General features: G+C 72.4%; 19 protein-coding genes. 10 read left to right on the plus strand and 9 right to left on the minus strand.

Annotated features, from left to right (window positions below):
- Nucleotides 1-456 (plus strand): ATP-binding cassette domain-containing protein (locus tag AC559T_RS34285; RefSeq protein WP_498871335.1); only part of this gene is annotated, 456 nt, incomplete at its 5' end.
- Nucleotides 453-2,882 (plus strand): ABC transporter permease, encoded by a 2,430-nt coding sequence (locus AC559T_RS34290; protein WP_498871336.1) that lies wholly within the window; start codon nt 453-455, stop codon nt 2,880-2,882. The genes AC559T_RS34285 and AC559T_RS34290, both read left to right, overlap by 4 nt.
- A 15-nt stretch (nt 2,883-2,897) precedes the next feature.
- Here the strand turns inward: AC559T_RS34290 and AC559T_RS34295 are convergent, their stop codons facing one another.
- The 3 genes from AC559T_RS34295 to AC559T_RS34305 all read right to left on the minus strand — a co-directional run bounded on the left by AC559T_RS34295 (nt 2,898) and on the right by AC559T_RS34305 (nt 7,570).
- A complete protein-coding gene (locus AC559T_RS34295) occupies nt 2,898-4,895 on the minus strand; it encodes a DUF6461 domain-containing protein (RefSeq protein WP_498871337.1) in 1,998 nt (665 codons plus the stop codon).
- A 318-nt stretch (nt 4,896-5,213) separates the two neighbouring features.
- Nucleotides 5,214-6,650 (minus strand): glycoside hydrolase family 6 protein, encoded by a 1,437-nt coding sequence (locus AC559T_RS34300; protein WP_498871338.1) that lies wholly within the window; start codon nt 6,648-6,650, stop codon nt 5,214-5,216.
- Nucleotides 6,651-7,132: 482 nt separating this feature from the next.
- On the minus strand, nt 7,133-7,570 hold the full coding sequence (locus tag AC559T_RS34305) for a type II 3-dehydroquinate dehydratase (protein ID WP_498871339.1): 438 nt from the start codon (nt 7,568-7,570) through the stop codon (nt 7,133-7,135).
- Between the two features lie 337 nt (nt 7,571-7,907).
- Here AC559T_RS34305 and AC559T_RS34310 point away from each other — a divergent pair, with 337 nt between their 5' ends.
- The 3 genes from AC559T_RS34310 to AC559T_RS34320 all read left to right on the plus strand — a co-directional run bounded on the left by AC559T_RS34310 (nt 7,908) and on the right by AC559T_RS34320 (nt 11,125).
- Nucleotides 7,908-9,074: a DegT/DnrJ/EryC1/StrS family aminotransferase gene (locus tag AC559T_RS34310; RefSeq protein ID WP_112104604.1), complete on the plus strand. Its 1,167-nt coding sequence runs from the start codon at nt 7,908-7,910 to the stop codon at nt 9,072-9,074.
- A 260-nt stretch (nt 9,075-9,334) separates the two neighbouring features.
- Nucleotides 9,335-10,429: a Gfo/Idh/MocA family protein gene (locus AC559T_RS34315; RefSeq protein WP_498871345.1), complete on the plus strand. Its 1,095-nt coding sequence runs from the start codon at nt 9,335-9,337 to the stop codon at nt 10,427-10,429.
- A gap of 51 nt (nt 10,430-10,480) precedes the next feature.
- A complete protein-coding gene (locus AC559T_RS34320; RefSeq protein WP_020459272.1) occupies nt 10,481-11,125 on the plus strand; it encodes an HAD-IA family hydrolase in 645 nt (214 codons plus the stop codon).
- 88 nt (nt 11,126-11,213) lie between these two features.
- Here the strand turns inward: AC559T_RS34320 and AC559T_RS34325 are convergent, their stop codons facing one another.
- The 3 genes from AC559T_RS34325 to AC559T_RS34335 are packed head-to-tail and all read right to left on the minus strand — an operon-like array spanning nt 11,214 to nt 14,298.
- Entirely contained in the window at nt 11,214-12,335 is a 1,122-nt protein-coding gene (locus AC559T_RS34325) for an ROK family protein (protein ID WP_498871340.1), read from the minus strand.
- A complete protein-coding gene (locus AC559T_RS34330) occupies nt 12,332-13,207 on the minus strand; it encodes a shikimate dehydrogenase family protein (RefSeq protein WP_112104602.1) in 876 nt (291 codons plus the stop codon). Before AC559T_RS34330 ends, AC559T_RS34325 begins: the two co-directional genes overlap by 4 nt.
- Nucleotides 13,204-14,298: a 3-dehydroquinate synthase family protein gene (locus AC559T_RS34335; RefSeq protein ID WP_498871341.1), complete on the minus strand. Its 1,095-nt coding sequence runs from the start codon at nt 14,296-14,298 to the stop codon at nt 13,204-13,206. The genes AC559T_RS34330 and AC559T_RS34335 overlap by 4 nt, the downstream gene beginning before the upstream one ends.
- A gap of 208 nt (nt 14,299-14,506) precedes the next feature.
- On the opposite strand from AC559T_RS34335, the gene AC559T_RS34340 reads away from it, so the two are divergent.
- Together AC559T_RS34340 and AC559T_RS34345 are read left to right on the plus strand one after the other, a co-directional pair.
- Nucleotides 14,507-17,338, plus strand: coding sequence for an alpha/beta fold hydrolase (locus AC559T_RS34340; RefSeq protein WP_498871342.1), 2,832 nt, complete (start codon nt 14,507-14,509; stop codon nt 17,336-17,338).
- A 75-nt stretch (nt 17,339-17,413) separates the two neighbouring features.
- Nucleotides 17,414-19,405: an ABC transporter ATP-binding protein gene (locus AC559T_RS34345; RefSeq protein WP_498871343.1), complete on the plus strand. Its 1,992-nt coding sequence runs from the start codon at nt 17,414-17,416 to the stop codon at nt 19,403-19,405.
- On the opposite strand, the gene AC559T_RS34350 is transcribed toward AC559T_RS34345, so the two are convergent.
- A complete protein-coding gene (locus AC559T_RS34350; RefSeq protein ID WP_165938616.1) occupies nt 19,392-20,018 on the minus strand; it encodes a helix-turn-helix domain-containing protein in 627 nt (208 codons plus the stop codon). The two genes, AC559T_RS34345 and AC559T_RS34350, sit on opposite strands and share 14 nt — an antisense overlap.
- A gap of 112 nt (nt 20,019-20,130) precedes the next feature.
- Between AC559T_RS34350 and AC559T_RS34355 the strand changes: the two genes are divergently transcribed.
- Genes AC559T_RS34355 through AC559T_RS34365 form a run of 3 tightly spaced genes read left to right on the plus strand, consistent with a single transcriptional unit; the run spans nt 20,131 to nt 21,131 of the window.
- Nucleotides 20,131-20,304 (plus strand): FAD-binding protein, encoded by a 174-nt coding sequence (locus tag AC559T_RS34355; protein ID WP_200835117.1) that lies wholly within the window; start codon nt 20,131-20,133, stop codon nt 20,302-20,304.
- Nucleotides 20,264-20,578: an NAD(P)/FAD-dependent oxidoreductase gene (locus AC559T_RS34360; protein ID WP_241831208.1), complete on the plus strand. Its 315-nt coding sequence runs from the start codon at nt 20,264-20,266 to the stop codon at nt 20,576-20,578. The genes AC559T_RS34355 and AC559T_RS34360 overlap by 41 nt, the downstream gene beginning before the upstream one ends.
- Nucleotides 20,579-20,621: 43 nt before the next feature.
- A complete protein-coding gene (locus AC559T_RS34365; protein WP_235013548.1) occupies nt 20,622-21,131 on the plus strand; it encodes a hypothetical protein in 510 nt (169 codons plus the stop codon).
- A 25-nt stretch (nt 21,132-21,156) separates the two neighbouring features.
- Here the strand turns inward: AC559T_RS34365 and AC559T_RS34370 are convergent, their stop codons facing one another.
- Both AC559T_RS34370 and AC559T_RS34375 read right to left on the minus strand, forming a co-directional pair.
- Nucleotides 21,157-22,344 carry an aminotransferase-like domain-containing protein gene (locus AC559T_RS34370; RefSeq protein WP_071060264.1) on the minus strand — a complete coding sequence of 396 codons (1,188 nt, stop codon included), beginning with the start codon at nt 22,342-22,344 and terminating at the stop codon, nt 21,157-21,159.
- Nucleotides 22,274-23,977, minus strand: coding sequence for an HNH endonuclease signature motif containing protein (locus tag AC559T_RS34375; RefSeq protein ID WP_498871344.1), 1,704 nt, complete (start codon nt 23,975-23,977; stop codon nt 22,274-22,276). Before AC559T_RS34375 ends, AC559T_RS34370 begins: the two co-directional genes overlap by 71 nt.
- Nucleotides 23,978-24,247 lie beyond the last annotated feature (270 nt).

The following is a 24,247-nucleotide window of genomic DNA, read 5'->3' on the forward strand; positions in this document are numbered from 1 at the left end:
CGCGCGGCCCCCCGGCCGCCCGGGGGGCCCGCCCGGCCCGACGAGCTGCTCGGCTACCTCGGTGTGGCCAGGCACGGCGGCGCCTACCCGGGACGGCTGTCCGGCGGCGAGCGCCAGCGGGTCGCCGTCGCCCGCGCACTGATGAACCGGCCCGCGCTTCTCCTCGCGGACGAGCCGACCGGTGCGCTGGACAGCGTCGCCGCCGCCCAGGTCCGGGACCTGCTGGCCGCGGTCAATGCCGACGGGCAGACACTTCTCCTGGTCACCCACGATGCGGCGCTCGCCACCTCGTGCGCGAGCCGCACCGTCGAGCTGGCGGACGGGACCGTCGCCCGGGACACCCACGGGTCCGTCGCCCGGGACGCTGAGACGACAGCAGCCTGCGGCACCGACGGGTCCGCCGTCGGCGGGACCGGCGGGACCGTGACCGGTGGCCCGGCGCCGGTGTCCCGATGAACCCCGCCGGGCCGTTGGCACGGGTCGTGCTCGCCGGTGTCGGCCGGCGCCGGGCGCAGGCGTCGGTGGTGGCTCTGACCACGCTGCTCGCCGTGACGGCCTCGGTGCTCGCGCTCGGTCTGATCGCCGGGTCACGCGCACCGTTCGACCGCGCGTTCGCAGCCCAGCACGGCGCGCACCTCACGGTCCAGTTCGACGCGACGAAGGTGACGGCCGCGCGGCTCGCCGCCACCGGGTCGGCGGCGCCGGTGGCGCAGGCCGCCGGCCCGTTCCCCGTCGCCGAGCTGCGGCCCCGGATCGTCGGCGGCCCGCCGGGACTGCCCGTCGGGCTCGGACTGCCATCCCTGACCGTGGTCGGTCGGAACCAGCCGGACAGCGGCCCCGATTCGATCGACCAGGTCGCTGTCATCGAGGGCCGATGGGCCACCAACCGAGGAGAGATCGTTCTCGACCCGGACTCCCTGCCACCCTCGCTGCTCGGCGCCCGCCTCCAGCTGCCCGACCTGCCCGGAGCCCCCGTGCTGACCGTGGTGGGTCTCGCTCACTCGGCCGGTGGCAGCGCCCGGGCCTGGGTCGCGCCGGACGCCCTGGCGGCGTTCGTCTCGCGGGACGTTCCGGCGGGCCTCCAGATGCTCTACCGGCTCACCGCCGCCGGCACCGAGAACGCGATCGACTCCGGCCGGGCGGCGATCTCGGCGGGGATGCCCGCCGGCGCGGTGACCGGGACCAGGTCCTACCTGGACGTCCGGGCGGGCGCGCTCGTCCGGACCGCGGTGTTCACGCCGTTCGTGGCCGCGTTCGGCGTGCTCGGCCTGGCCATGTCCGTGCTGATCGTCGGCACCGTCGTCGCGGGTGGCGTCGGCGCGACGATCTGGCGCACCGGGGTGCTGAGATCGCTGGGGCTCACCCCGGCCCAGGCGGCCGGGGCACACGTCGCCCAGGTGCTCGTCCCGGCCACGGGCGGTGTCGGCCTCGGCATCCTGTGCGGCAACCTGCTCGCCATGGTGGTCTTCGACGGGTCGGCGGCCGCCTACGGCGCCGTCGCGCCGTCCGTGCCGCTCTGGGTCGACGCGGCCGTCGGCGCGGGCGCGCTCGCGCTCGTCGCCGTCGCCGCGCTGCTGCCCGCCCTGCACGCCGGGCGACGCAGCCCCGTCGACGCGATGCGGCTCGGGCGCGTGCCCCGACCGGGCCGCGGTCGGTGGGCGGGCCGGCTCGCCGCCCGGCTGCCGCTGCCACGGCCGTTGAGTCTGGGGCTCGCCCATCCGTTCGCCCGTCCCGCCCGCTCGGGCGTGCTCGCCGTCGCGGTGGGCTTCGGGGCGCTGGGGGTCTCGTTCGCGGTCGGCCTGGCCTCGACACTCGACTCCATCGCGGCGGACAACAGCCGGGACGAGGCCGGAGAGGTCGTCGTGAGCACCCACGTCCGGGTGGCGCATGGCCCGAAGTCGGGAGCCGCGGCACCGGGCCCGGCACAGGCACCGGTCGCGGCGGGTGAGGTGGCGGACGCGGGCGATGCCGCGGACGTGGCCAAGGTGATCGCGGCGCAGCCGGGTACCGCCCGCTTCTTCACCAGCGCGCACGCCGAGGTGTACACGCTCGGGATCGTCGGGCCGGTGACGGTCACCGCCCACACCGGCGACTCATCCTGGGGCGCACGTCCGATGATCTCCGGTGACTGGTTCCGGGGGCCGGGCGAGGCGGTCGCCGACACGCGGTTCCTGAACGAGACCGGCGCGGGGATCGGCGACACCGTGACCGTCACCGACCACGGGGTGTCGGTGGCCCTGCGGATCGTCGGCGAGGTCTTCGATCTCGATGACGACACTGTCGACCTCGCCACCGACGAGACCTCGCTGCGCGGTCTCGATCTCGGCCTGGCCGTCGACAGTTTCAGCATCGATCTCCAGCCGGGGACCGACCTGGTGCGCTACGTCGACACCCTGCAGGACGCGCTCGCCTCCCACCCGGCGGTGGTGCGGGCGAACCTCGAGGAGGGCTCCGAGGTGATCGCGGTCATGGACGCGCTGATCGCCTCGCTCACGCTGCTCCTGGTGGTCGTCGCGGGCCTCGGCGTGCTCAACACCGTCGTCCTGGACACCCGGGAGCGTGTCCACGACCTCGGTGTCGTCAAGGCGGTGGGCATGACGCCGCGGCAGGTCCTCGCGATGGTGCTGACCTCGGCCGGGGGCATCGGCGTCTGCGCCGCGGCGATGGGGGTGCCGGCCGGCGTCGCGCTGCACCACCGCGTCGTCCCGCTGATGGGCACGGCCGCCAGGACCGGCATGCCACGGGCGTACATCGACGTGTACGGCCCGGTGGCCGCCGCCCTGCTGGTCCTCGGCGGCCTGCTGATCGCGGTGCTCGGCGCCCTGGTCCCGGCCGGCTGGGCGGCCGGGACCAGGGCCACGACCGCGCTGCGGGCCGAATGACGTGGATCCGCCCGGTCAGTGCTGGTTGATCAGGTACGCCACGTCGTTCTCGATGATCCGGTCCAGGTGCTCGGAGAGGACCGGATGCCCGGTGAACCGTTCGACGACGACGAGGCCCTTGGCGACCCGGTCCGTCGCGCCGGCCAGGTCGACGTCCCGCAGGAGCGGCACGACCGCGTCGGGGACGGCGTCCGGCCCCGGTTCGAACGCGGCGAGCACCTCGCCGTCCCGGGCGAGCGAGAGCCGGGTGAGCGCGTTGATGTTCCAGAACATGCTCGCCGCCAGGCCGTGCCGGGAGACCGCGGACAGCACCGGGTGCCGGGAGCCCTGGAAGCCGTTGTCCTCGACGGCGAGCACCGCGCGGTCGTCGCCGTCGAGCGGCAGGACCAGCACGTACGGGTCGGTGCGCCGGTCGGCGCGCAGCCGGGACAGCGAGCACGGCGCGCCGGGATCGGCGTCGAAGCAGCGCACGACGTCCTCGGGCGAGGCGCCGACCACGATGGTGAACGTGGCGGCCTCGCGGAAGGCGCTGCGCCGGCGCACCCACCGGTAGCGGGTCTCCGGCACCGTCACGACCGGCGGAAGCTCCTCGCCGCGCAGCCGGTGCCCCAGCTGGTCGGTGCGCCGGTGGACGGTCTCGGGCGCGGCCGGGGCGCTCCACACCACCAGCTCGTAGGTCTCGTCCTCGCCGGCGCCGTCCCGGCCGTGGGCGTAAACCCGCAGCCGGTAGTCCCCGGGCCAGGGCGGTGTCGTCAGGTGGCCGAGGTCGGCGGCCGAGCCGGCCCCGGCGCCGACGCCCGTTGTCGTGGTGCCGCCGCCGCCGGCGCTCGCTCCGGCGCCGGCCACCGCGGCGGCGCCGTTCGCGGCCGTCCAGCTCACGTCGACGATCTCGTCCCAGCGGACGGCGTCGGCGGGGACCGGCGGGGCCGGCGGTGTCGCCAGCACCCGCAGCGACACCCGTACCCGGCCCGTGCCCATGCCGGTCCGGACGAGGACACCGCCGGAGACGGCCTCCACCAGGCCGTTGCGGGCGAAGCTCGGCGGATTCGGCAGCTCGCCCTCCACCAGCCCGAAGCAGTGCCCGTCGACGGTGACGCAGCCGGCGGCCTGCCGCGGCAGCCGGTACTCCGCGCGGCGCCGGGCCAGCAGTGCGGCCGGGTAGGCGAGTGGCATCGGCCGGCCCGGCAGCACCAGCGCGACGGACCCCACGGCCGTGCCGACGATCCCCGGCGCGCCGGTGCCGATCATCGGCGGGTCCAGCTCCCGCAGGACGGCGGCGGCGACGGTGACCGCGAGCGCCAGGTGGGCGGCCCCGCGCCGGGCGGCCAGGGTGGGCTCGTCGGCCGGCTCGTCCGGCGGCCCGAACAGGCTCCCGCCGAACGCGGATTCGCCGTTCGCGGTGCTGCCGAGTGCGGTGCCGTCGAGCGGGCGGTCGTCCGAGCCGCGGCCGTCCGAGCCGCGGCCGTCGAGCGGGCCGGCCGCGGCGGGGTCGTCCGCCGCCAGCAGCGGGGCCACGGCGGGATGCTCGACCAGCGCGCGCAGGTAGCTGTGGATCAGATCGGACACCCCGGGATGGACCTCATCCAGGATCGCGACCGCCTGGACCGCCTCGGACTCGCCTGCGGCGGCCGCGGACGCGCGCGATCCGTTCCCGCCGCGCGGCCCGTTCGGCGGGGCGTCGACCAGGCCCCTGGCCAGGCCGCGCGGGGCGCGCAGCGGAAGCTCGTCGATGGCGAGCTCGAGCGCGCCGAGCAGTCGTTCCGGTAGGCGCGGCCCGGCCGAACGCAACGCGGTCAACACCGGTCCGGCGGGTGCGGGCGGGAGCGGGACCGGAGCGGGCGCCGTCGCGCCGAGCCGGCCGAGCTCAGCCGCGGGGGTGGGCGGAATATGGGCCACCAGCTGCGGAAATACCTCCGCGACGACGTGCGCGAGCGGATCCAGGAGGTCCGCCGGTAGCTCGACGGTCTGCTCGGGGAGGGAAATCTGACGGCTTTCCAGGTCCGGTCGAAACACCCACGAAACTTTACTGACCGGCTGCTCTTTTCGGCTTGATCGGCGCTCTGACAGCGTGACGATCAGGCAACACACATTCGTGGGGATCGGCCGCGGGTACCGGGGCCTCGCGTATTTCTGACACCGGTGGCCGCGGTCAGATGTTTGTGTCGAAGCAGGTGGCACCCTGCTTGAACTGGTACGGCGCGGAAATGATCCGGACTGTGGCGGCGCGGAAACCGACAACGCCGCCGCCGCCCGCCGCCGGCGCCGTGCCCAACCGGGCATGGCGCCGGCCGTTCCACCATCGGGCCAGGCAGCGGCCCTGATCAGCGTTCCTCAGCCGGCCCGGCTGCCCAGGCCGACGGCGTAGTCCGGCCAGAACTGGCCGGCGGCGGGGCCGCCGTTGCAGGTGCCGTCCGACTCCCCGGGGATCTTCACCCAGAAGAATGCGTCGACGTCGCTGTCGCCCGTCGCGGCGGTGGGCGGCGTTCCGAGCGCGCGGCCGGGCGGGTTGCACCAGGCGTTGTCCGGCGCCGGGCCCAGGCCGTTGCGACTGGTGTCCACGACGAAGTGGGCTCCGCCGCCCAGCGCGGCGTTGACCGCGTCACCGAAGGCGACTTCGCTGGCGGTGGTACCGAAGTTCGACACGTTCAGTGCGAATCCGCGCGCCCGGTCGACGCCCGCCGACTTCAGCCGGGCGGCGATGGTGGCGGCGCTGTGCCAGCCGGCGTTGCCGGCGTCGAGGTAGACGGTCGCCCCGGCGGCGTTCAGGACGTCGACCGCGTTCGACAGCATCCCGTAGCGCGTCTGCTGGTCGGCGGGGGAGAGGCAGTCGATCTGGGCGATGGCGTCGGGCTCGAGCACGACCGCGGCCGGCCCGCCGGCGATCCCGGCGGCAAAGGCGGCGATCCAGTCGCGATAACCCTGCGCGCCACCGGCGCCGCCGGCGGAATAGCTTCCGCAGTCGCGGTTCGGAATCGCGTAGGCCACGAAGACGGGCAACGCGCCGTTACCCCTGATGGTGCCGGCCCGGCCGGCCACGTTGCGCTGGGTCGTGGCCGGATCGGCATATCCGAACCAGTCCGCGTGCGCGCCACGCAGAATCTTCTCCAGCGCAGCGATGGCGGAGGGATTCCCGCCGCGCAGCGCGTTGATCGCGGCGGCGACCTGGTCCGCGGGATCGATGTAGAACCGGGCGCCGGCGAACGGGTTCCCCTCGGCCGCGGCGGCGGGCGCCGGCGGCGCCGCCACCGGCAGGGCCTGCGCGGCGGCGGGCGGCGGAGCGCTCGTGAGCGCGGCCGTGGGCACCTGTACCGCGGTGAGCCCGGAGGCAGCCGGCCGCGCGGGTGCGGTGACGGTGGGCCCGGTCGTGTGGACGGCGGCGGGCGGGGGCACGCGGCCGGCCCCGGTCGCCGCGAGCGCGTCCACCGCGGAGTCGGAGCCGTCGGAGCCGGCGAGGCCCCGGCCGAGACCGACCCCACCGAGTAGCGTCAGCGCCGCGGTGACCGCGAACGCCGTGCGGGCGAGCCGGCCATCGAGCGGCGGCCGCCGCGATCCGTGCGCGCCGCTCGAGCGCGAGCCGGTCGCGCGTGCTGCGGCCGGGGGCCTCGCGGTTGAGTGACTCGTGGTCCGGTGAGCGCTCGCCGGGTGATTGGTCTCCGGGTGATTGGTCTCCGGGTGAATCGACGTCTGGTGATCGGTGTCCGCGCCAGCGGCGGCGTCGTCGCCGAAGCCGTATTCGACGGTGCGCGGCCGGGCGGCGGGATTCCTCATGGGGCGAGCCGCGGGCACGTGCCCTCCCGTCTTCACAATGCGTTGCCTCGGTGGGTCCCCTCCCGCCCAGAACTGTAGCAGTGCCGGGCGCGGGAACATGACCGTGCTCATCGAGAATGGGGCAACAGCCTGTGTCGGGAAATCCAATTCCACCCCAACGTGCCCGACCGGTGGGTGCCCGGTGGGTTCGTACCCGTGCACGGATCTACTCTTACGTGACTGCTGGTCTGGCTCATACCCGGCGGCCGGTCCAGGTCTGGTCCGACCGGGGTGGGCCGCCGGCCCACAGCGAATTCCGTTGCGCCGGTAATCGTCGTCCGGGGGTAGCCCGTAGGTGCCGGGCGGGGCGGTTCGCGGCGGCACCGGTCCGCCCACCGCCGATGCCGGGCGTGAGCTTCAACGTGACGTAGTCGTCACGGTGACGACTGTTGCGCGCGAGTAGGCATCGGCGCAATGCGCCGCATCCCGGCGGTGCCGCAGATTCAGGGTGCTGTGACGGTCTTCGTGAGCGCGTCGGCGGCCAGTTCGTAGCCGAGCGGGCCGAGCCCGGCGATGATTCCGGCGGCCAGCGGCGAGATGACCGATTCGTGCCGGAACGATTCACGAGCCCACACGTTCGACAGGTGCACCTCGATCCACGGCCGCGGGTAGTTGGCCAACGCGTCGCGCAGGCTCCAGCCGGCGACCATGAGCGCACCCGGGTTGACGACCGCACCCACGGAGTCGTAGTTGTCCTGGATGGCGTGGATCAGCTCGCCCTCGGACTCGCGCTGGACCGACACGATCTTCCAGCCCCGGGCGGCGACCCGCGCGGCCATGGCCTCCTCAATGTCGCGGAGTGTGGCCGTTCCGTAGATCTCGGGCTGGCGCCTGCCGAGAATCCCGAGGTTCGGGCCGTTCAGCAGGAGAAGATTGCTCACAGCGTACCTCTGCAAGGGTGTAGCGGATGTCCGGGCACGGTGTTTATAACAGGGCCCGCGCTTCTCTCCCGGTCGGGGTCCGGCTCTGTGGCGCTGCTCCTACCCGCTCTCGGCCGGATTCGCAAGCTCGATGGTGGTGGGGACCCGTGGTGTCGGGGTGGTGACAGCGTCGTCCGCGGACATCCGGGAGAGCGCTGCCGGTTGCCTGGTGTTCCCGTAGTACCGTCCTTTGCGCACCGGGTTCGATGGATTTCGTCCGCCGAAGGCCGGCATGGGGGGGCTGTCGACATCGCCGCAGCCTCGCAGGCATCTGTATCCGTCATGAAGGGTTAGGTATATGAGCGACAGTCGACGCCCGGCGCCCGAGTTTCCCGCCTGGCCGCAGTTCGACGGCGCGGAACGTGACGGACTGATCCGCGCGCTGGAACAGGGTCAGTGGTGGCGCATGGGCGGTGGCGAGGTCGACGCGTTCGAGCGGGAGTTCGCCGAGTACCACGGCTCGCCCTACGCCCTCGCGGTGACGAACGGCACCCACGCGCTCGAGCTGGCGCTGCAGGTGCTCGGGGTCGGCCCCGGCACGGAGGTCATCGTCCCCGGGTTCACGTTCATCTCCTCGTCGCAGGCCGCCCAGCGGCTCGGTGCCGTCGCCGTCCCGGTCGACGTCGACCTCGACACCTACTGCATCGACCCGGCGGCGGTGGAGACCGCGATCACACCGCGGACGAAGGCGATCATGCCGGTCCACATGGCCGGTCACCTGTCGGACATGGACGCGCTCGCCAAGATCTCCGCGAACACCGGTGTCCCGATCATCCAGGACGCCGCGCACGCCCACGGCACGCAGTGGCAGGGCCGCAAGGTCGGCGAGCACGGCAGCGTCGCGGCCTTCAGCTTCCAGAACGGCAAGCTGATGACGGCCGGCGAGGGCGGTGCGGTGACCTTCCCGGATGCCGAACTGTACGAGCAGGCGTTCCTGCGGCACAGCTGTGGCCGTCCGCGGACGGATCGCCGCTACTTCCACCAGACGTCCGGCTCGAACTTCCGGATGAACGAGTTCTCGGCATCCGTGCTGCGCGCGCAGCTCGCCCGGCTCGGCGGCCAGATCGACACCCGTGAGCAGCGCTGGCCGGTGCTGTCCGGCCTGCTCGCCGAGATCCCCGGCGTGGTCCCGCAGAGCCGCGACCCGCGCTGTGACCGCAACTCGCACTACATGGCGATGTTCCGGGTGCCCGGCTTCGGCGAGGAGCGGCGCAACGCCCTCGTCGACGCGCTGATCGAGCGCGGCCTGCCGGCGTTCGCGGCGTTCCGCTCGATCTACCGCTCGGACGGCTTCTGGGAGACCGGCGCGCCCGACGAGACCGTGGACCAGATCGCCGCGCGCTGCCCGAACGTCGAGGCGCTGAGCGCGGACGGCATCTGGCTGCACCACCGCACGCTGCTCGGCACCGAGGAGCAGATGCACGACATCGCGGCGATCATCGCCGAGACGCTGGCGGACGCGTGACGACGACCGTGAGCTCGCCGGCCGCTCCGGCTGCTCCGAGTACGCCTGTGGCGCCGTCGGCGGCCCCGGTGCCCGCGGAGGCCCTCGGGTCCGGGGAGGCCCTCGTCTCCGCGAGCGCCCTGGCGTCGTCCGAGGTTCTGGTGGCGTCGCAGGCTCTGGTGGCATCGGAGGCTCTGGCCTCCGCTGAGGCCCTGGCGGCGCCGGTGGCCCCGCCGTCCGTCGCGTCCTCGGTGACCGTGGTCTCCGCGGCCCCGGGCCGGGTGCGCGTCGCCGTGGTCGGGCTCGGCTGGGCCGGGCGGTCGATCTGGCTGCCCCGCCTGCGCGAGCACGCCGCGTACGACGTGGTCGCGCTGGTCGACCCCGACGCGGCGGCCCGGGCCGAGCTGGCCGCGGCGCTGGACGGCCAGGCACCGGTCGGGCTGTTCGACGACCCCGACGCGCTGCGGCGGGCCGAGGTGGACCTCGCCGTCGTGGCGGTCCCCAACCACCTGCACAGCTTTGTAGCCGCACGGTTGCTAAACGTCGGGGTCCCGGTCTTCCTGGAGAAGCCCGTCTGCCTCAGCACCGCCGAGGCCGACACCCTGGCCGCCGCCGAGCTGGCCGGCGGGGCGATGCTGCTGGCCGGCAGCGCGTCCCGCTTCCGGGCCGATACCCGCGCGCTCTACGACCTCGCCGGGCGGCTCGGTGAGATCCGGCACGTGGACGTCTCGTGGGTGCGCGCCCGCGGTGTTCCCGACGCCGGCGGCTGGTTCACCCAGCGCAGCCTCGCCGGGGGCGGGGCGCTGGTCGACCTCGGCTGGCACCTGCTCGACGCGGTCGCGCCGTTCGTGGGCACGGACGGCTTCGTCCAGGCCGTCGGGACCGTCTCCAGCGACTTCGTCGCCAACGCCGCCTGGGGCGCGGCCTGGCGGCACGAGGACGCCGCCCAGTCCCGGGCCGGAGGCGACGTTGAGGACACGGTCCGCGCGTTCCTCGTCGCGGGCAGTGGCGTGTCGGTGTCGCTGCGCGCGAGCTGGGCGTCGCACCAGGCGCTCGACGCGACGGTGATCCGGGTCGAGGGCAGCGCCGGCACGGCCGAGCTGCGCTGCACCTTCGGCTTCAGCCCGAACCGGCATCCCGCGTCCACGCTGACCTGGACGAAGGACGGCGTGGACAGCGCCGTCGACGTCGTCACCGAGCCGATCGGCGCCGAGTACCGCCGCCAGCTCGACGAGCTCCCGGCGCTGCTCGCCGACGCCGGGCAGCGCGGCCGGGCCGTCGCCCAGGCCCGGTCGACGATCGCCGCCATCGAGCGGGTCTACGACTCCGCGCGACCGCGGAACCACACCATCCCGGCCGCCCGGGTCGCGTTCTGACGCCGCGAGCACCCACCGCCGACCGCAACGCCGAGCCTTGGGGGGGAACCGATGGGCACCCACGCGATCGTTTTCGACCTTGACGGTGTGATCGTCGACAGCCACGCCGTCATGCGCGAGGCGTTCATGATCGCCTATGCCGAGGTGGTCGGGCCAGGCCCCGCGCCGTTCGAGGAGTACAACCGCCACCTCGGACGGTACTTCCCGGACATCATGCGGATCATGGGCCTGCCGCTCGAGATGGAGGAGCCCTTCGTCCGGGAGAGCTATCGGCTCTCCCGCAAGGTCCTGCTTTTCGAGGGCGTCCGGGAGCTGCTCGGCGACCTGCGCGAGCGCGGCCTGCGGCTCGCGGTGGCGACGGGCAAGAGCGGCCCGCGGGCCCGCGCGCTGCTCACCGAGCTGGAGATCGTTGACTACTTCGAACGGGTCATCGGCTCCGACGAGGTGGCCCACCCCAAGCCGGCCCCGGACATCGTCCTGCTCGCCCTCGACGTGCTCGGTGCCGCGCCCGGCGAGGCGATGATGATCGGCGACGCGGTGACCGACATCCAGAGCGCCCGCGGCGCCGGGGTGCGGGCGGTCGCCGCGATGTGGGGGGAGACCGACGAGGCCGAGCTGTTGGCGGCCGGCCCCGACTCGGTGCTGCGCTCCCCGCGTGAGCTCCTCGGCCTGCTCGGTGACCACCGCGCGGTGTGAACGCTGCGCTGTGCGGACGGCGCGGTGTGTGGATGGCCGTCTGCGGGGCCCGGGTTTTCGCGTCGGGCCCCGCCGGTCGCCGGCTGGCTCACCCCGTCCGGAGCACGCTCCGGGCCGGGTCGAGGTCGAGACCGAGGTGGTCGGTGCGGCGTTCCCGGTCGAGGTCGCGGCCGTCGCCGCGTCCCTCATCGGCGTGGCGGGCGAGGATCACCGCGCCCGCCAGTGATGACAGCCCGCCCAGCGCCGCCGCCCGGACGGGCACCGGCGGATGGCCCGGCCGGGCCATCGCCTGGGCCTGCACGGTGATCGCGTCGACGAGCCCGGGCAGCCCGTCCGCGAACCCGCCGCCGACCACCGCGAGATCCGGCCGCACCAGCTCGGTCAGCCCGACCAGCGCGCCCGCGATCGCGCGCGCCGTCGTCCCGACCGCGGCGCGGGCCCAGCCCGCACCCTCCACCCAGGCCTCGCGCAGCTCCGGATGGGTCACCTCGGCGGCCGCGGCCGGTTCGTCTGACGCGCCTGGTTCGTCTGACGCGCCCGGTCGGGCGGTGGCGCGTAGTTCGGTGGCCCGGCGCAGCGTGGCCGGTCCGGACGCGAGGGCCTGCAGGCAGCCGTCCCGCCCGCATCGGCACCGCGGCCCGTCCAGCGCCACGATGAGATGGCCGATCTCGCACGAGCCGCGCGCGGTGCCGGGGCAGAGCCGTCCGTCGAGCACGATGCCGCCGCCGATGCCCGTGCCGACCCCCACGTAGACCAGGTTCGCGCTGCCGGCATGGTCCGCTTCGGCAAGCGCGGCGAGGTCACCGTCGTCGCCGAGGGCCACCGGCGCGCCCGCGGCGAGCTCGCGAACCGCCTGACCGAGGTCCAGGCCCGTCCACGACGGCCGGCTCGGCCAGGCCGTGACCCGACCGGACGGGTCGACCGTCGCCGGCATCGCGACGCCGACGCCGGCCAGCCGCCCGCCCCACTCGCCGAGCAGCGCCGCCACGCCCGCCCCGAGATCGCGCAGGTCGGTCTCGGCCGGCACGCCCGCCGACCACCGGAAGCTCGCCTCACGGGGCGCGCCGCCGACCGGCACCAGCCGCAGCGCGACCTTGGTGCCACCGACGTCGATGCCGAGATGGCCGACCGTGCCGGCTGGGCTGGCTGGGCCGGCCGGGCTGGCAGCGCTGGGCGGGCTGGCAGCGTCGGCCGCGCCGGCGGGGCTCACCGCGCGCCCGGCAGGCTGAAGAAGGTGCGGTACAGGTCGACCTGTTCGGCCAGCATGTGGATGCCCGGATGGGCGGGCAGACCGCGCTCGGCCGCCGCCTGCAGCAGCCGGGTGCGCGCCGGCTTCATGATGATGTCCGCCACGACGCAGCCCGCCGGCAGCATCGCGGGGTCGAACGGCAACGGGTCGGCCGGTCGCAGCCCGAGCGGCGTGGCGTTCACGATCAGATCGACCTGCCCGGCCGGCGTGGGCGCCGCCGCCGCACCAGCCCGACCGGGCCAGTGCGCGTCCAGCCGTCCCAGCAGTTCGCCCGAACGGGCGGTGTCGGGATCGTGGAGGGCCAGGCTCGCACAGCCGGCCTCGAGCAGCGCCACCGCGATCGCGCTGCCGGCCCCGCCCGCACCGGCCAGGTGGACCCGGGCCCCCGCCACACGATGCCCCGCGCGGGCCAGGCCGCGGACGAAGCCGGCGCCATCGAAGTTGTCGGCCAGCCACCGCCCGTCCGGCTCGCGCCGCAGGGCGTTCGCGCTGCCGCTTATCCGCGCCGCGGCGGAGCGGACGTCCGCCAGCTCCGCAGCTGCGACCTTGTGCGGGATCGTGATCAGGATGCCGTCCAGGTTGGCCATGGCACACAGCCCGGCCAGCACCGTCGGGAAGTCACACGGGCGCGCGTGCACGGGCACCAGGACGGCGTCCAGGCCCGCCTCGGCGAACACCGGGTTCACCAGCATCGGCGCCTGGACCTGCTCGACAGGGTCACCGACGACGGCGTACAGCCGGGTCGTCCCGGTGATCTCCCGCGGCCGCGCCGGCTCCCGCCGATCCGGATCCGGGGCGGCCAGCGTCACCGACCCCCGCGCCATGCTGGTCATGCCGCCTCGCGTTCCATCGCGCCCAGCGTCGCGACCACCAGGTCGGCCGGGACGTCCGGAACCAGCCGGGGGCCGTCCGCCGAGTCGAGGACGAAGGTGAGGCCGGTGTTCGTGGACTTGCCGGTGTTCGTGGACTTCTTGTCCAGCCGCATGGCGGCGACGAGCGCCGCCGTGTCGGCCCCGGCGGGCAGCGCCGTCGGCAGTCCGTAGTGCGAGACCACCTCGAAGTGCTCGTCGGCGCGCCGGTCGTCGATCAGGCCCAGCGCGGCGGCGAGTCGGCCGGCGAAGACCGTCCCGACCGCTACGCCCTCGCCATGCCGCATCTCGAAGCCGGTGACGATCTCCAGCGCGTGGCCCAGGGTGTGCCCGTAGTTGAGGATGTGACGCAGGCCGGAGTCGCGCTCGTCCCGGGCCACGACCGAGGCCTTGAGCGCCACGCTGCGCGCGATCTGCTCCTCGACGGGACGTCCGCGCAGGTCGCCGGCGCCGATGAAGTGCGCCCGCGCGATCTCCCCGTAGCCGTTGGTCCACTCGCGCGCGGGCAGCGTCGCCAGGTAGTCGGTGTCGCACAGCACGGCGCTGGGCTGCCAGTAGGCGCCGACCAGGTTCTTGCCGGCCGGCAGGTTCACCGCCGTCTTGCCGCCGACGCTCGCGTCGACCTGCGCCAGCAGCGACGTCGGGAGGTGGATGACCGCGATACCGCGGTGGTAGAGCGCCGCCGCGAGCCCGACGACGTCGGTCGTCGTCCCGCCGCCGCAGGAGACCACCGCGTCCGTGCGGGTCAGGCCGAACGCCGCGAACCGCTCGCAGAGCGCCTGGACGTTGGCCAGGTTCTTGTCCGGCTCGCCGTCGCGGGCGGCGACGCGCAGCGCCGGGACCCCGGGATCGGGTACCGCGTCGTCCTCTGGTCGGGCCGAGACGATCACGACCCGGGACGCGTCGATCCGGGCGACGACCTCCGGCAGCGTGCGCCGGACGCCGGGCCCGATGTCGACGGGATAGCCGCGGTCGCCGAGCTCGACCCACACCCGGTGCGTCCCGGGCCCGCCGGCACGGTCGTCGTACCCGGGTGTCGCGGACGGTGCCGTCATCACGGTCCTTCCGGTGTCTGCTCTGCCGGACACGGATGTCAGGGACATGACACGCCGGCTGAGTCACGTGGCGATATTCGGGGACGAGTCTCCACCCTGGCATCTCTGATGGCCCGAGTGGGGGAGTGGCGGCAGTTGTCCGGTCGTATCATCGGCGATGCTTCCGGATAGCCAGAAACGGAGCGAGAGCGGCCTGGGGGGTCGAAACATGGTCGGAACGCATCCGTTGGCCGTGCTGGCGGCGAATCTCGCGGAACCCGACCCGACAATCGTGGGGCGGTTCTCTCGGATCGTCACAGCGCGTGCCAACGTAATTGCGGTACGCGATGAGAAAACTGTACTGAGCTATGCCGAGCTGGACTCGCGTTCATCCGCGCTGGCTCGTTCGCTTGTCGTCGAGGGGGACGACAGCAACATCGGGATCCTGCTGGGGCAGGGAGCGCCCGCGATCGTCGCGATGCTGGGCGCGCTGAAGGCAGGGCGGCCGTTCGTGCCGCTCGATCCGATGCTCCCCGCGGCGCGGCTGGGGCAGATCCTGCGGCTGGCGGGGGTCGCCACCTGCGTGACCGACAGCGCGCACACCGAGCTGCTCGCCGCCGCCCGGCTGGAAGCGGCCGACACCGGTCCCACGCCTGGTCCCGAGCCCGGAACGGTGTCGGGCTCGGAGCACACCCTGATCATTGACGACGGGCCGCCGGTCGGTACCGCCGGGATCGACGACGACCTGCTGCCGGGCCGTCGGGCTCTGCCCACCGACCCGGCCTTCCTGGTGTTCAGCTCCGGCTCCACCGGCGTCCCGAAGGGCGTCGTCTGGCGGAACCGGACCGTGATGAAGGACCTGGACGCGGGCATCGAGCGGGTCGGGATGAACGCCGCCGACCAGATCGCCCTCGTGCTGCCGACCGCGTTCGCCGCCGGCATCACCGTCATGTTCTGGGGGCTGCTCTGCGGCGCCACGCTGCACCCGTTCGACCCGCGGGCCCGCGGGATCGGCGCGATGCCCGCCTGGCTCGTCGACCGCGGCATCACCACGCTGCACCTGACCCCGTCGCTGATGCGTGCGCTGGCCGGCGCCGCCGAGCCCGGGCTGATCCTGGGCGACCTGCGCGCGGTCACCAGCTCCGGTGAGGCCGTGTACGGCCGGGATGTCGCCGCTCTGCGCGAGCTGCTGCCTACAACGTGTACGTTCTACAACTGGTCCGGCTCGACCGAGACCGCCTCGCTCGCCTTCTTCCCGGTCGGATCCGGCGACGAGATTCCGGCTGGTCCACTGCCGGCGGGATGGGCCGTCGACGGCAAGGACATCGAGATCGTCGACGAGCACGGCAAACCCGTACCGGATGGTGCCACCGGCGAAATATCAGTAACGTCAAGGTACCTTTCCGGCGGCTACTGGAACGCCCCCGAGATGACCGCGCAGCGATTTCGGCCGGTTCACCTGTGTGTCGATTCTCCGGCGGACGGCCTGCGGGATTCCGGTGCGCTGGTTTCCGGTGACGAAGCCCTGGCGGGCCCGGCGGGCCCGGCGGGCCCGGCGAGCCCGGCGGACTCCGCGGGCCCGGACCACGACCTGCCCGTCTCCGGCGTCACCGTCACCGGTGAGATCGTCCTCGGTGACCTCGGGTCCCACGAGGTCGTGTACCGCGGCGGGGATCTGGCCCGGCGACGCCCGGACGGGTGCATCGAACTACTCGGCCGCGCTGACGCCGCGGTGAAGATCCGTGGTTACCTGGTCGAGCCCGCCGAGATCGAGACCGTCCTGCTCACCTCGCCGGACGTCCTCGAGGCCGTCGTCGTCGCCGAGCGCGTCGAGGGCGAGCCTCCGCGGCTGGTCGCCTACGTCGTGTGCGCCACCGCGGTGAAGTCGGCGACCGTGGCGATCCGCGGCCTGCTGCGGGAGAAGCTGCCCGCCTACATGGTTCCCTCCTCGGTGATCCTGCTCAACGAGCTGCCCCGCAACGAGCGCGGCAAGATCGACCGGCCCGCGCTGCCGGCGCCGCCGCCCCGGCCGCCCGCCCGCCGTCCCACCGGGCGCAGCCACTGGGAGTTCGCGCTGTGTGACCTGTTCGCGCAGATCCTGAAGGTCGATGAGGTCGGCGTCGACGACGACTTCCTCGAGCTCGGCGGGGACTCGCTGCTCGCCCAGCAGCTCCTCAGCGAGATCGCCACCCGTCTCGGCGTGACCCTGCCGACCTCGGTGCTGGTGGAGGCGCCGACCGTCGCCGCCCTCGCGGCCCGGGTGGCAGGTTCCCAACGGGGCATCCCGACCCATCCGACCTGCGTGCCGCTCAACGTCGACGGCTCGCGTCCGCCGCTGTTCTGCGTCGCCGGCGCGGGCGGGCTCGCCATCAACTTCCTAGGGCTCTCCCGCCTGCTCGGCTCCGACCAGCGGGTCTACGGCCTGCAGGCGCAGGGAATGGAAAGCCGGGCGCTGCCCGACTGGAGCGTCGAGCGCCACGCCCGGCGCCACCTGGCCGTGCTCCGCGTGATCCAGCCGACCGGCCCTTACTACCTCGCCGGCTTCTCGTTCGGCGGGCTGGTCGCCCTGGAGATGGCGCACATGCTCGCCGCCGCCGGCGAGGAGGTGGGGATGCTGCTGCTGCTCGACACCACGCTGCCGCGCTCGGCTCAGTCCGCCGGCGGCGCGCGTCCCAGCGGCGACCCCAGTGGCGGGGGACGCATCACCCGGCTGCTGCCGGACCGGCTCCCGCTGCCGAACGCGTCCAAGCTACGCAAGGCGGCACGCCTGCCGCTGACCGGGCTCGTCCGCTACCCCGGGCTCGTCCAGTTCGACGTGTTCTTCGACCAGGCCCGGTTCATCACCCAGTCGTACCGGGTCCGGCCGTACGCCGGGCGGACCGTCCTCTACCTCGCCGAGGACAACCCCGAGTCCGGTCGGGACGAGTGGCCCACGCACCTGACCGGTGACTCCACCATCGTCACCGTCCCCGGCGAGCACCACACGATGCTCAACGAGCCGAACGTCTCGGTGCTCGCCGCGGACATGCGTGCCCGCCTCGGAGAGTCGATGCAGCTCTAGCCCGGACGACCAGACCAGACCAGACCGGGACGGGCCGTACGGTTCGCGGGGGGGGGCATAGTCTCTCTCGGCGTGATGCCTGAGTCTGTGTCCGGCCCGTGTCTGTCGGGCGGGCCGGTGGACGTCCCGTCGACCAGGGTGACCCGCCTGCACGCCCGGGTGGTGGCGAAGCTCACCGGCGTCGACGAGTCCGCCCGCAGCCTGCGCTTCTTCGCCGACCAGGGCCGGGTGATCACCACCCTGGTCGGCCTGTCGGTCATCGGCTCGGTCGCGGTCGCGGCCGGCCCGTTCCTGCTGCGCCACCTCATCGACGACTCCCTGCCGACCGGACAGGTCGGCGACCTCGTCGTCCCGGTGCTCCTCCTGTGCGCGCTGCTGGTGTTCGAGTCGGCAGTGCTCGCCACCCGGATGGCGCTCATCGCCCGGCTCGGCGCCGTGATCACGGTGCGGACCCGGCAGGCCGTCAACGCCCACCTGCAACGCCTGCCGTTCGGCTTCTTCCCCCGCAGCCAGCAGGGCGAGGTGATGACGGTGATGTCCACCGACGTCATCACCGCCCAGTACGCGGTCTCCGCGGTCGTCCAGGCGGTGATCTGCCGGGTCGCTGACATCGCCGTCGGCACCGCCGTCGTCTTCGTGCTGGACTGGCGGCTCAGCCTGGCGGTCATGGTCTTCGCCCCCGCCACACTGCTGATCATGAAGTCCGGCCGTCGCCGCCTCGCCGGCATCTCCCACCGCCAACGAGAGCTGGACGGCCAGCTCATGGCCCAGGTGGCGGACACCTCCTCGGTCTCGGGCGCGCTGCACGTCCGGCTGTTCGACCGGGCGGACCATGAATGCGAACGCTTCGACGCCGCCGCCGCCGAGCTGCTCGCCGCCAGCCGTGAGCAGGCCCGGCTGACCTCACGTGTCCGCCTCGTCGTCAACCTCGGCATCGTCATGACGATGACGGTGGTCGTTACCCTCGGCGCCTGGCTGGTCTCCACGGGACACACCTCGCTCGGGACGGTCGCCGCGCTCGGCGGCGCACTCCTGGTCTCCTTCGGCCCGCTCGCCTCCGCCGTCGAGCTCCGCTCCGAGCTCTCCAGCGCCGGTGCGTCGTTCCGCCGGATCTTCGCCCTGCTCGACCTCCCAGTGGCCGCGGCCCGTCCGGTGGCCACAGCCCGCCCAGTCGACCCTGCACGCCCGCCGCTCCAGCAGCGCCCGTCGGCCCAGCTGCGCCCGGTGGACCGACAGCCTGCGACGCTCGAGCACCGTCCGCGGGTCCCCGCCGCCTCGGCGCCGGACCTCACCCTTGACGACGTCTGGTTCTCCTACGACATCGCCACCTCCGACCCACGCCTCACCGCCCCGGATCGCCCCACCACACCGGATCGCGACAACGCGGCGTGGAACCTGCGCGGTGTCACCCTGCGGGTTGCTCCGGGGGCGACGACCGCGGTCGTCGGGGCGAGCGGCGCCGGCAAGACGACCATCACCTACATCGCCAGCGGCATCCACCGCCCCCAGCACGGCACCATCCGGCTCGGCGGCGTGGCCTTGGACGACATTCCGTCATCCGAGCTGCATTCGCTGATCGGGGTCGTTCCCCAGGAGCCGCACCTGTTCCACGACACCATCGCGGCGAACCTGCGCTACGGACGGCTCGACGCCACTGACGACGAGCTGCGCGAGGCGCTCGACGCCGCCAACCTCTCGGCGCTGCTCAACCAGCTGCCGGACGGGCTGCGTACCCGTGTCGGCGCTCGCGGTTACCGGCTTTCCGGCGGCGAGCGTCAACGGCTCGCCATCGCCCGGGTCCTGCTGCAGTCGCCTCAGGTGCTGATCCTGGACGAGGCCACCTCGGCGCTGGACACCGTCTCCGAGGCGGCCGTCCGCGCCGCGCTCGACCGGCTCTCGGTCGGCCGGACCTGCCTGGTCATCGCGCACCGGCTCTCCACCGTGATCGATGCCGACCGCATCTACGTCATGGACCACGGCCGGGTGGTCGAGGACGGCACCCACGGCGAGCTGCTCGCCGATGATGGTGCCTACGCCCGCCTGTACCGCCCGGTCACGGTGGGCTGAGCCCGCCGTCCCGCGCGCGGGATCCAGCCGGACGGGCACGCACGTGCAGGCGTTCCCCCTGCGGCCCGAACAGGCTGATGGCCTCCACCGCCTCCGGGCTCGGATTGCTGAATGCATGCGGGACGTGCGTGTCGAACTCGGCGACCTCGCCGGCGGTCAGGACGACCTCCCGCTCACCCAGGAACAGGTGCAGCCGGCCGGACAACACGTAGATCCATTCGTAGCCCTCGTGTGTCTGCAGTTCCCTCGTACAGGCCGGCCACCCGGGCGGGAAGATCATCTTGAATGATCGCAGTCCGCCCGGACGTCTCGTCAGCGGTACGACGGTCATTCCGTCGCGCTCGAACGGCCGCGGGAGCACCCGTGGATCGCTTGTCGGCGGCGTGCCGACGAGCTCGTCGAGCGGGACCTGGTAGGCCTTCGCGAGGGGCAGTAGCAGCTCCAGCGTCAGCCGGCGCTGCCCGGACTCCAGCCGCGACAGCGTGCTGACCGAGATCCCGGTGGCCCGGGAGAGTGCGGGAAGAGTTGTCCCGTTCTGTTTGCGCAGCGCGCGCAGCCGGGGACCGACCGCGGCAAGTACGGCCTCGATACCCTGTTCGGTTCCCACAGTCACCCCACCATGCTCGCCTTAAAGTTGCTGTTCTGGCAATGATGTTTGTCAAACCCGCTCCTGGATGTGGAAGATTCGGGCTCGGAACACTCCTCAGTCGAAGGGCGGTATCCGGATGAAGCAGATCTACGACGTGATGGTCGTCGGTGGTGGGCCCGCCGGTCTGAGCGGCGCACTCACCCTCGCCGGGGCACGCCGGACCCTCCTGGCGGTCGACGCGGGCGAGCTCCGCAACGCCCGCCCCGGGCGTGCACAACTACCTGGGCCGGGAAGGCGTCCCCCCGAGTGAGCTCCTGGCAACCGGACGGGCCGAGGCCATCGGCTACGGCGGTGAGATCGTCACCGCCACGGTCACCTCCCTCGAGCGTCTCCCGTCAACACCGACCGTCGTTGACGGACCCGGAGTACCGCCCCAGTTCCGTGTCGGGCTTGACGAGGGCCGCGTCACCACAGCCCGCCGGCTGCTCGTGACCACCGGTCTGGTGGACGAGCTGCCGGACATACCCGGACTCGCCGGCCTGTGGGGGCACGCCGTCCTGCACTGCCCGTACTGCCACGGATAGAAAGGTCCGTGACCAGCCGATCGGCGTTCTCGGCGGCTCACCGATGGCGGTACACCAGGCTCTTCTCTGGCGGCAGCGGAGCGAAGACGTCGTCCTGTTCACCCACACCGGTCCCGACCCCACGGCCGAGGAGGCCGAGCAGCTCGCCGCCCGCAGCATCCGAGTCGTGCCCGGTGCCGTCGAGGCCCTCGAGACCGCGAACGACCGCCTCGAATCCGTCCGACTGCACCACGGGGAGGTGGTTCCCCGCCGGGCCCTGGCGGTCGCGCCGCGCTTCACCACCCGCACCGCGATACTCGGTGCGCTCGGCCTGGAATCAACCGACCTGGCCCTGAACGGCCACGTGATCGGCCGACAGGTGCAGTCGGACCCCGCCGGCGCGACCCAGGCCGCCGGGGTGTGGATCGCGGGAAACGTGGCAGACGTGGTGGCCTCAGTGATCACGGCGTCCGCCGCCGGCGTGAAGGCCGCCGCCCTCAACGCGGACCTGATCGCCGAAGAGATTCGCCTCGCTGTGGCGGCACGGCGGACGGGCTACGTTCCGAGCGGCTGACCTGCCTTCAACGGCTGACCCGCCTTCAACGGAGTGCTTTGGCCAACCTGGTCACCCCCTCCGCGATCTCCGCCGGGCTGTGCGTCGTGAAGGACAACCGCAGCGTCGCGGCATCCGCCGGCCCGGCGTAGAACGGTGCTCCGGGAACGTAGGCCACCTGTCTCCTGACCGCAGCCGAGAGGAGCGCCGTGGCGTCATAGCCATCGGGCAGCCGCGCCCAGACGAACATCCCGCCCTCCGGCCGGTTCCACGTGCTGCCCGCCGGCAGCCCTCGGGGAAGCCCGGCCAGGAGCGCGTCACGCCTCGGCCGATAGGCCGCGCAGACCCTGGTGATGTGCGCGTCGAGGTCGCTGTCGATCAGATACCGAGCCGCGGCCGCCTGGTCGATCGTTGAGGTGTGCAGGTCCGCGGCCTGCTTGGCGATCACGCAGGCGCGGCGTAGTACTTCCGGTGCCCGCAACCACCCGAGGCGCATCCCCGGTGCCATCGTCTTCGAGAAGCTTCCCAGCAGGATGGTGCGGTCCGCCGCGTCCTCGATCGACGCGATCCATGGCACGGCGGCACCCTCGAACCGCAGCTCGCCGTACGGGTCGTCTTCGATGATCCAGAATCCGCACTCGGCGGCGACCCGGGCAATCGCGGACCGGCGCTCCGCGGGGACCGTCCGACCAGTCGGGTTCTGGAAGTTCGGGACGAGATAGATCAGCTTTGGCTTCTCGCGGGCCGCGACCTCCGCGAGCGCGTCGGGAACGATGCCATGCTCGTCGGTGGTGACCGGGTAGACCCGTGCGCCGGCGTAGCCGAACGACTGCAGCACAGCCAGATAGGTCGGATCCTCCACGACAACGGCGTCCCCGGGTTCGAGAAGCGCGGTGATGAGGAGGGTCAACGCCTGCTGCGAGCCGGTCGTGATCAGAAGATCGTCGGAATGAGTGGGTAGGCTCCGGCCAGCCAGCCGTGCGGCGATCGTCTCGCGCAGCAACGGGCTGCCCTCGGTCGACGAGTACTGCAGTACCCGGCGCGGATCCTCACTCAGCACTCGGTCGTAGGCAGCCCGGATGCCCTCCGCGTCGAAGAACTCCGGCGCCGGCAGGCCACCGGCAAAGGAGATCACTTCTGGTCGTTCCGTCAACGCGAGAATCTCACGTACCGGAGAGGTCTGGACGGATCCGACTCGGCTCGCGAGCTCCGGAGGCGCGGTTGTGTTCCTCACGTTGGTTGACTCCCTCGATTTCTCTGCCGCCCGGTTCCCTCCGGCGCAGGTCCCGCCCCGATCCTGCCTGACGCCAAGCAGATGACTCACGCCGGGCCACGTCAGGCCTTGTCTGGGATGGCATCTGCCAGTCGGGATCCTTTCCCGCTCCGGTCGGCGTTTTCGGACGGGATCGCGTGTGCCCGCGATCTTCCCTCAAGTGCTCGGCGTGCCGATTCTTGGTCGTAGTCCCGGGTGAGACATCGACTTCGAGATATGTGTCGGGGGTGGTGACACTGGTTCGCCCGAGTGGGCTGGTCCACACGAAGGTTCCTTCCTGGGGTTGTGTGACCTGCCAGTGGCCACGATGTTTCATCCGGTGGTGTCGACGGCACAGCGGGCCGAGATTCTTGGTCAGAGTCCGTCCATCCTCGGAGAAGGAGATGGTGTGATCGGTATCCGTGCGGCGTGATGGCCGGGTGCAGCCTGTGAATACACAGGTCCGGTTGCGGGCACGAACATGGCGGACCTGTGCGGCGCTTGGTAGACGCCGGTCGGCGACCTCGATCAGATGTCCTTGTGGATCGGTCGGAATGCGCCGCCAGGTTGAGCCCGGCCGTTTGGCCATCTCCCGGGCTATTCGTGCGGGGATCGGGCCGTACCCCGGAATCTCACCGGGGTCGTCGGACAGGCCCATCAGGGTCGTCGCGGGTACGACGACTTGAATGTCACACGGCATCGGCGTGGCGTGGCTGCCTCGGCCCGTAAGTAGATCGACCAGCACGTCGGCACGAATCAGGGCGCGGGTCCGGTCGTCACCGTCGGATCTGTTGGCACTGATGGAACGGGCAGCCTGATCGATCCGCTGGTAGCAGGCCTCGGCGTCCTCCGTGGGAAGGACGGCTGTGAGCGCGCTTGTCCCGTCCTCGTCGGGAGAGATCCACACCCGTCGGTCCTTGCGTCGGGTCTCCGCGCGGTCTGCCGTACCTTCGGGGTCGATCCTGGCTACGGCGCGCCTGCAGGCATCGGTGAAGGCGCGCCGGTTAGATCGTGCTCCTCCGGCGAGCACGTGTGCTTCGACTCTGGCTGCGGTGCGGTCGTCGAGCGGGTGGACCGCTTTCTCCAGTGACTGCAGTCGTTGGAGATCCAGGACTCCCGCCCTGAGTGCGTCGACTGCGTTCGGAAGGCGCCGGGCGACGGTGCAGGCGAACGTCAGCTGGGCGGAGGCCGACTGGGGCGAGACCGCCATCGCGGTGGCTATCTCTTCGGGCGCGAACTCGTCGGAGACGAGTGATTGCTCGGCGCTTGGCGGGAGCCGGAGGGCCGCGAACTGAGCCAGCAGGGTCAGTAGATCCGCGTGGCCGGCCGCGATCGTGCGGACGACGAGAGAGATCTCCCTGAAGAGATCGTCGGCTTTCGTGTCGAGCGCCTCGCGGGTGCGGGTGTCTCCGTTGGTTGCCCACGAGTCCTCTTCTGAGCTGGTCGAGTGCGTCGGGGGACTCCCGACCACGGTGGCGGTCTCATCCCCTGGTGTGGATCGGCCGTCTGATCCGGTGGATGTGGCGGCGGATCCGATCTTGGCGTCGGGCGCGTTGGCGGCGGTGCGTTGCCCGCGTGGCGATGCGCCACGCCTCGAGCCGGGAAGGGAGGTCATGGTGTCACCGCCTGTCCGCCAAGTCGTCAATATCGAACGTGTGTTCGACGATATGGCTGGCGGGCGGGCAGGACAAGAGGTCTGAGGGAAGGACTACGTCCGGGTCACAAATCATCCGTATCGATGAGGCAATTTTATGTGGTGGAACTAGTGGTCCCGCCGAATTTCTTCGGCTCTTGACTGTGGTGTCGATCGTGCTACTGTCGAGGCGTCTCGGGTTTCCTGGGAGTGAAACATCGGTACATTGATTTTAGAATAGTGAGCGATTTT

This window comes from Frankia sp. Hr75.2 (genome assembly GCF_949319125.1).
Taxonomy (GTDB): domain Bacteria; phylum Actinomycetota; class Actinomycetes; order Frankiales; family Frankiaceae; genus Parafrankia; species Parafrankia soli.

Bases quoted from the DNA above. Each gene is read 5' to 3' on its own strand.
- AC559T_RS34355 (WP_200835117.1), top strand. From the start codon at position 20,131: ATGAAGCAGATCTACGACGTGATGGTCGTCGGTGGTGGGCCCGCCGGT.
- AC559T_RS34310 (WP_112104604.1), top strand. From the start codon at position 7,908: ATGAGCGACAGTCGACGCCCGGCGCCCGAGTTTCCCGCCTGGCCGCAG.
- AC559T_RS34335 (WP_498871341.1), bottom strand. From the start codon at position 14,298: ATGACGGCACCGTCCGCGACACCCGGGTACGACGACCGTGCCGGCGGG.
- AC559T_RS34330 (WP_112104602.1), bottom strand. From the start codon at position 13,207: ATGACCAGCATGGCGCGGGGGTCGGTGACGCTGGCCGCCCCGGATCCG.
- AC559T_RS34345 (WP_498871343.1), top strand. From the start codon at position 17,414: ATGCCTGAGTCTGTGTCCGGCCCGTGTCTGTCGGGCGGGCCGGTGGAC.
- AC559T_RS34365 (WP_235013548.1), top strand. From the start codon at position 20,622: ATGGCGGTACACCAGGCTCTTCTCTGGCGGCAGCGGAGCGAAGACGTC.
- AC559T_RS34375 (WP_498871344.1), bottom strand. From the start codon at position 23,977: ATGACCTCCCTTCCCGGCTCGAGGCGTGGCGCATCGCCACGCGGGCAA.
- AC559T_RS34320 (WP_020459272.1), top strand. From the start codon at position 10,481: ATGGGCACCCACGCGATCGTTTTCGACCTTGACGGTGTGATCGTCGAC.
- AC559T_RS34340 (WP_498871342.1), top strand. From the start codon at position 14,507: ATGGTCGGAACGCATCCGTTGGCCGTGCTGGCGGCGAATCTCGCGGAA.
- AC559T_RS34300 (WP_498871338.1), bottom strand. From the start codon at position 6,650: ATGAGGAATCCCGCCGCCCGGCCGCGCACCGTCGAATACGGCTTCGGC.
- AC559T_RS34290 (WP_498871336.1), top strand. From the start codon at position 453: ATGAACCCCGCCGGGCCGTTGGCACGGGTCGTGCTCGCCGGTGTCGGC.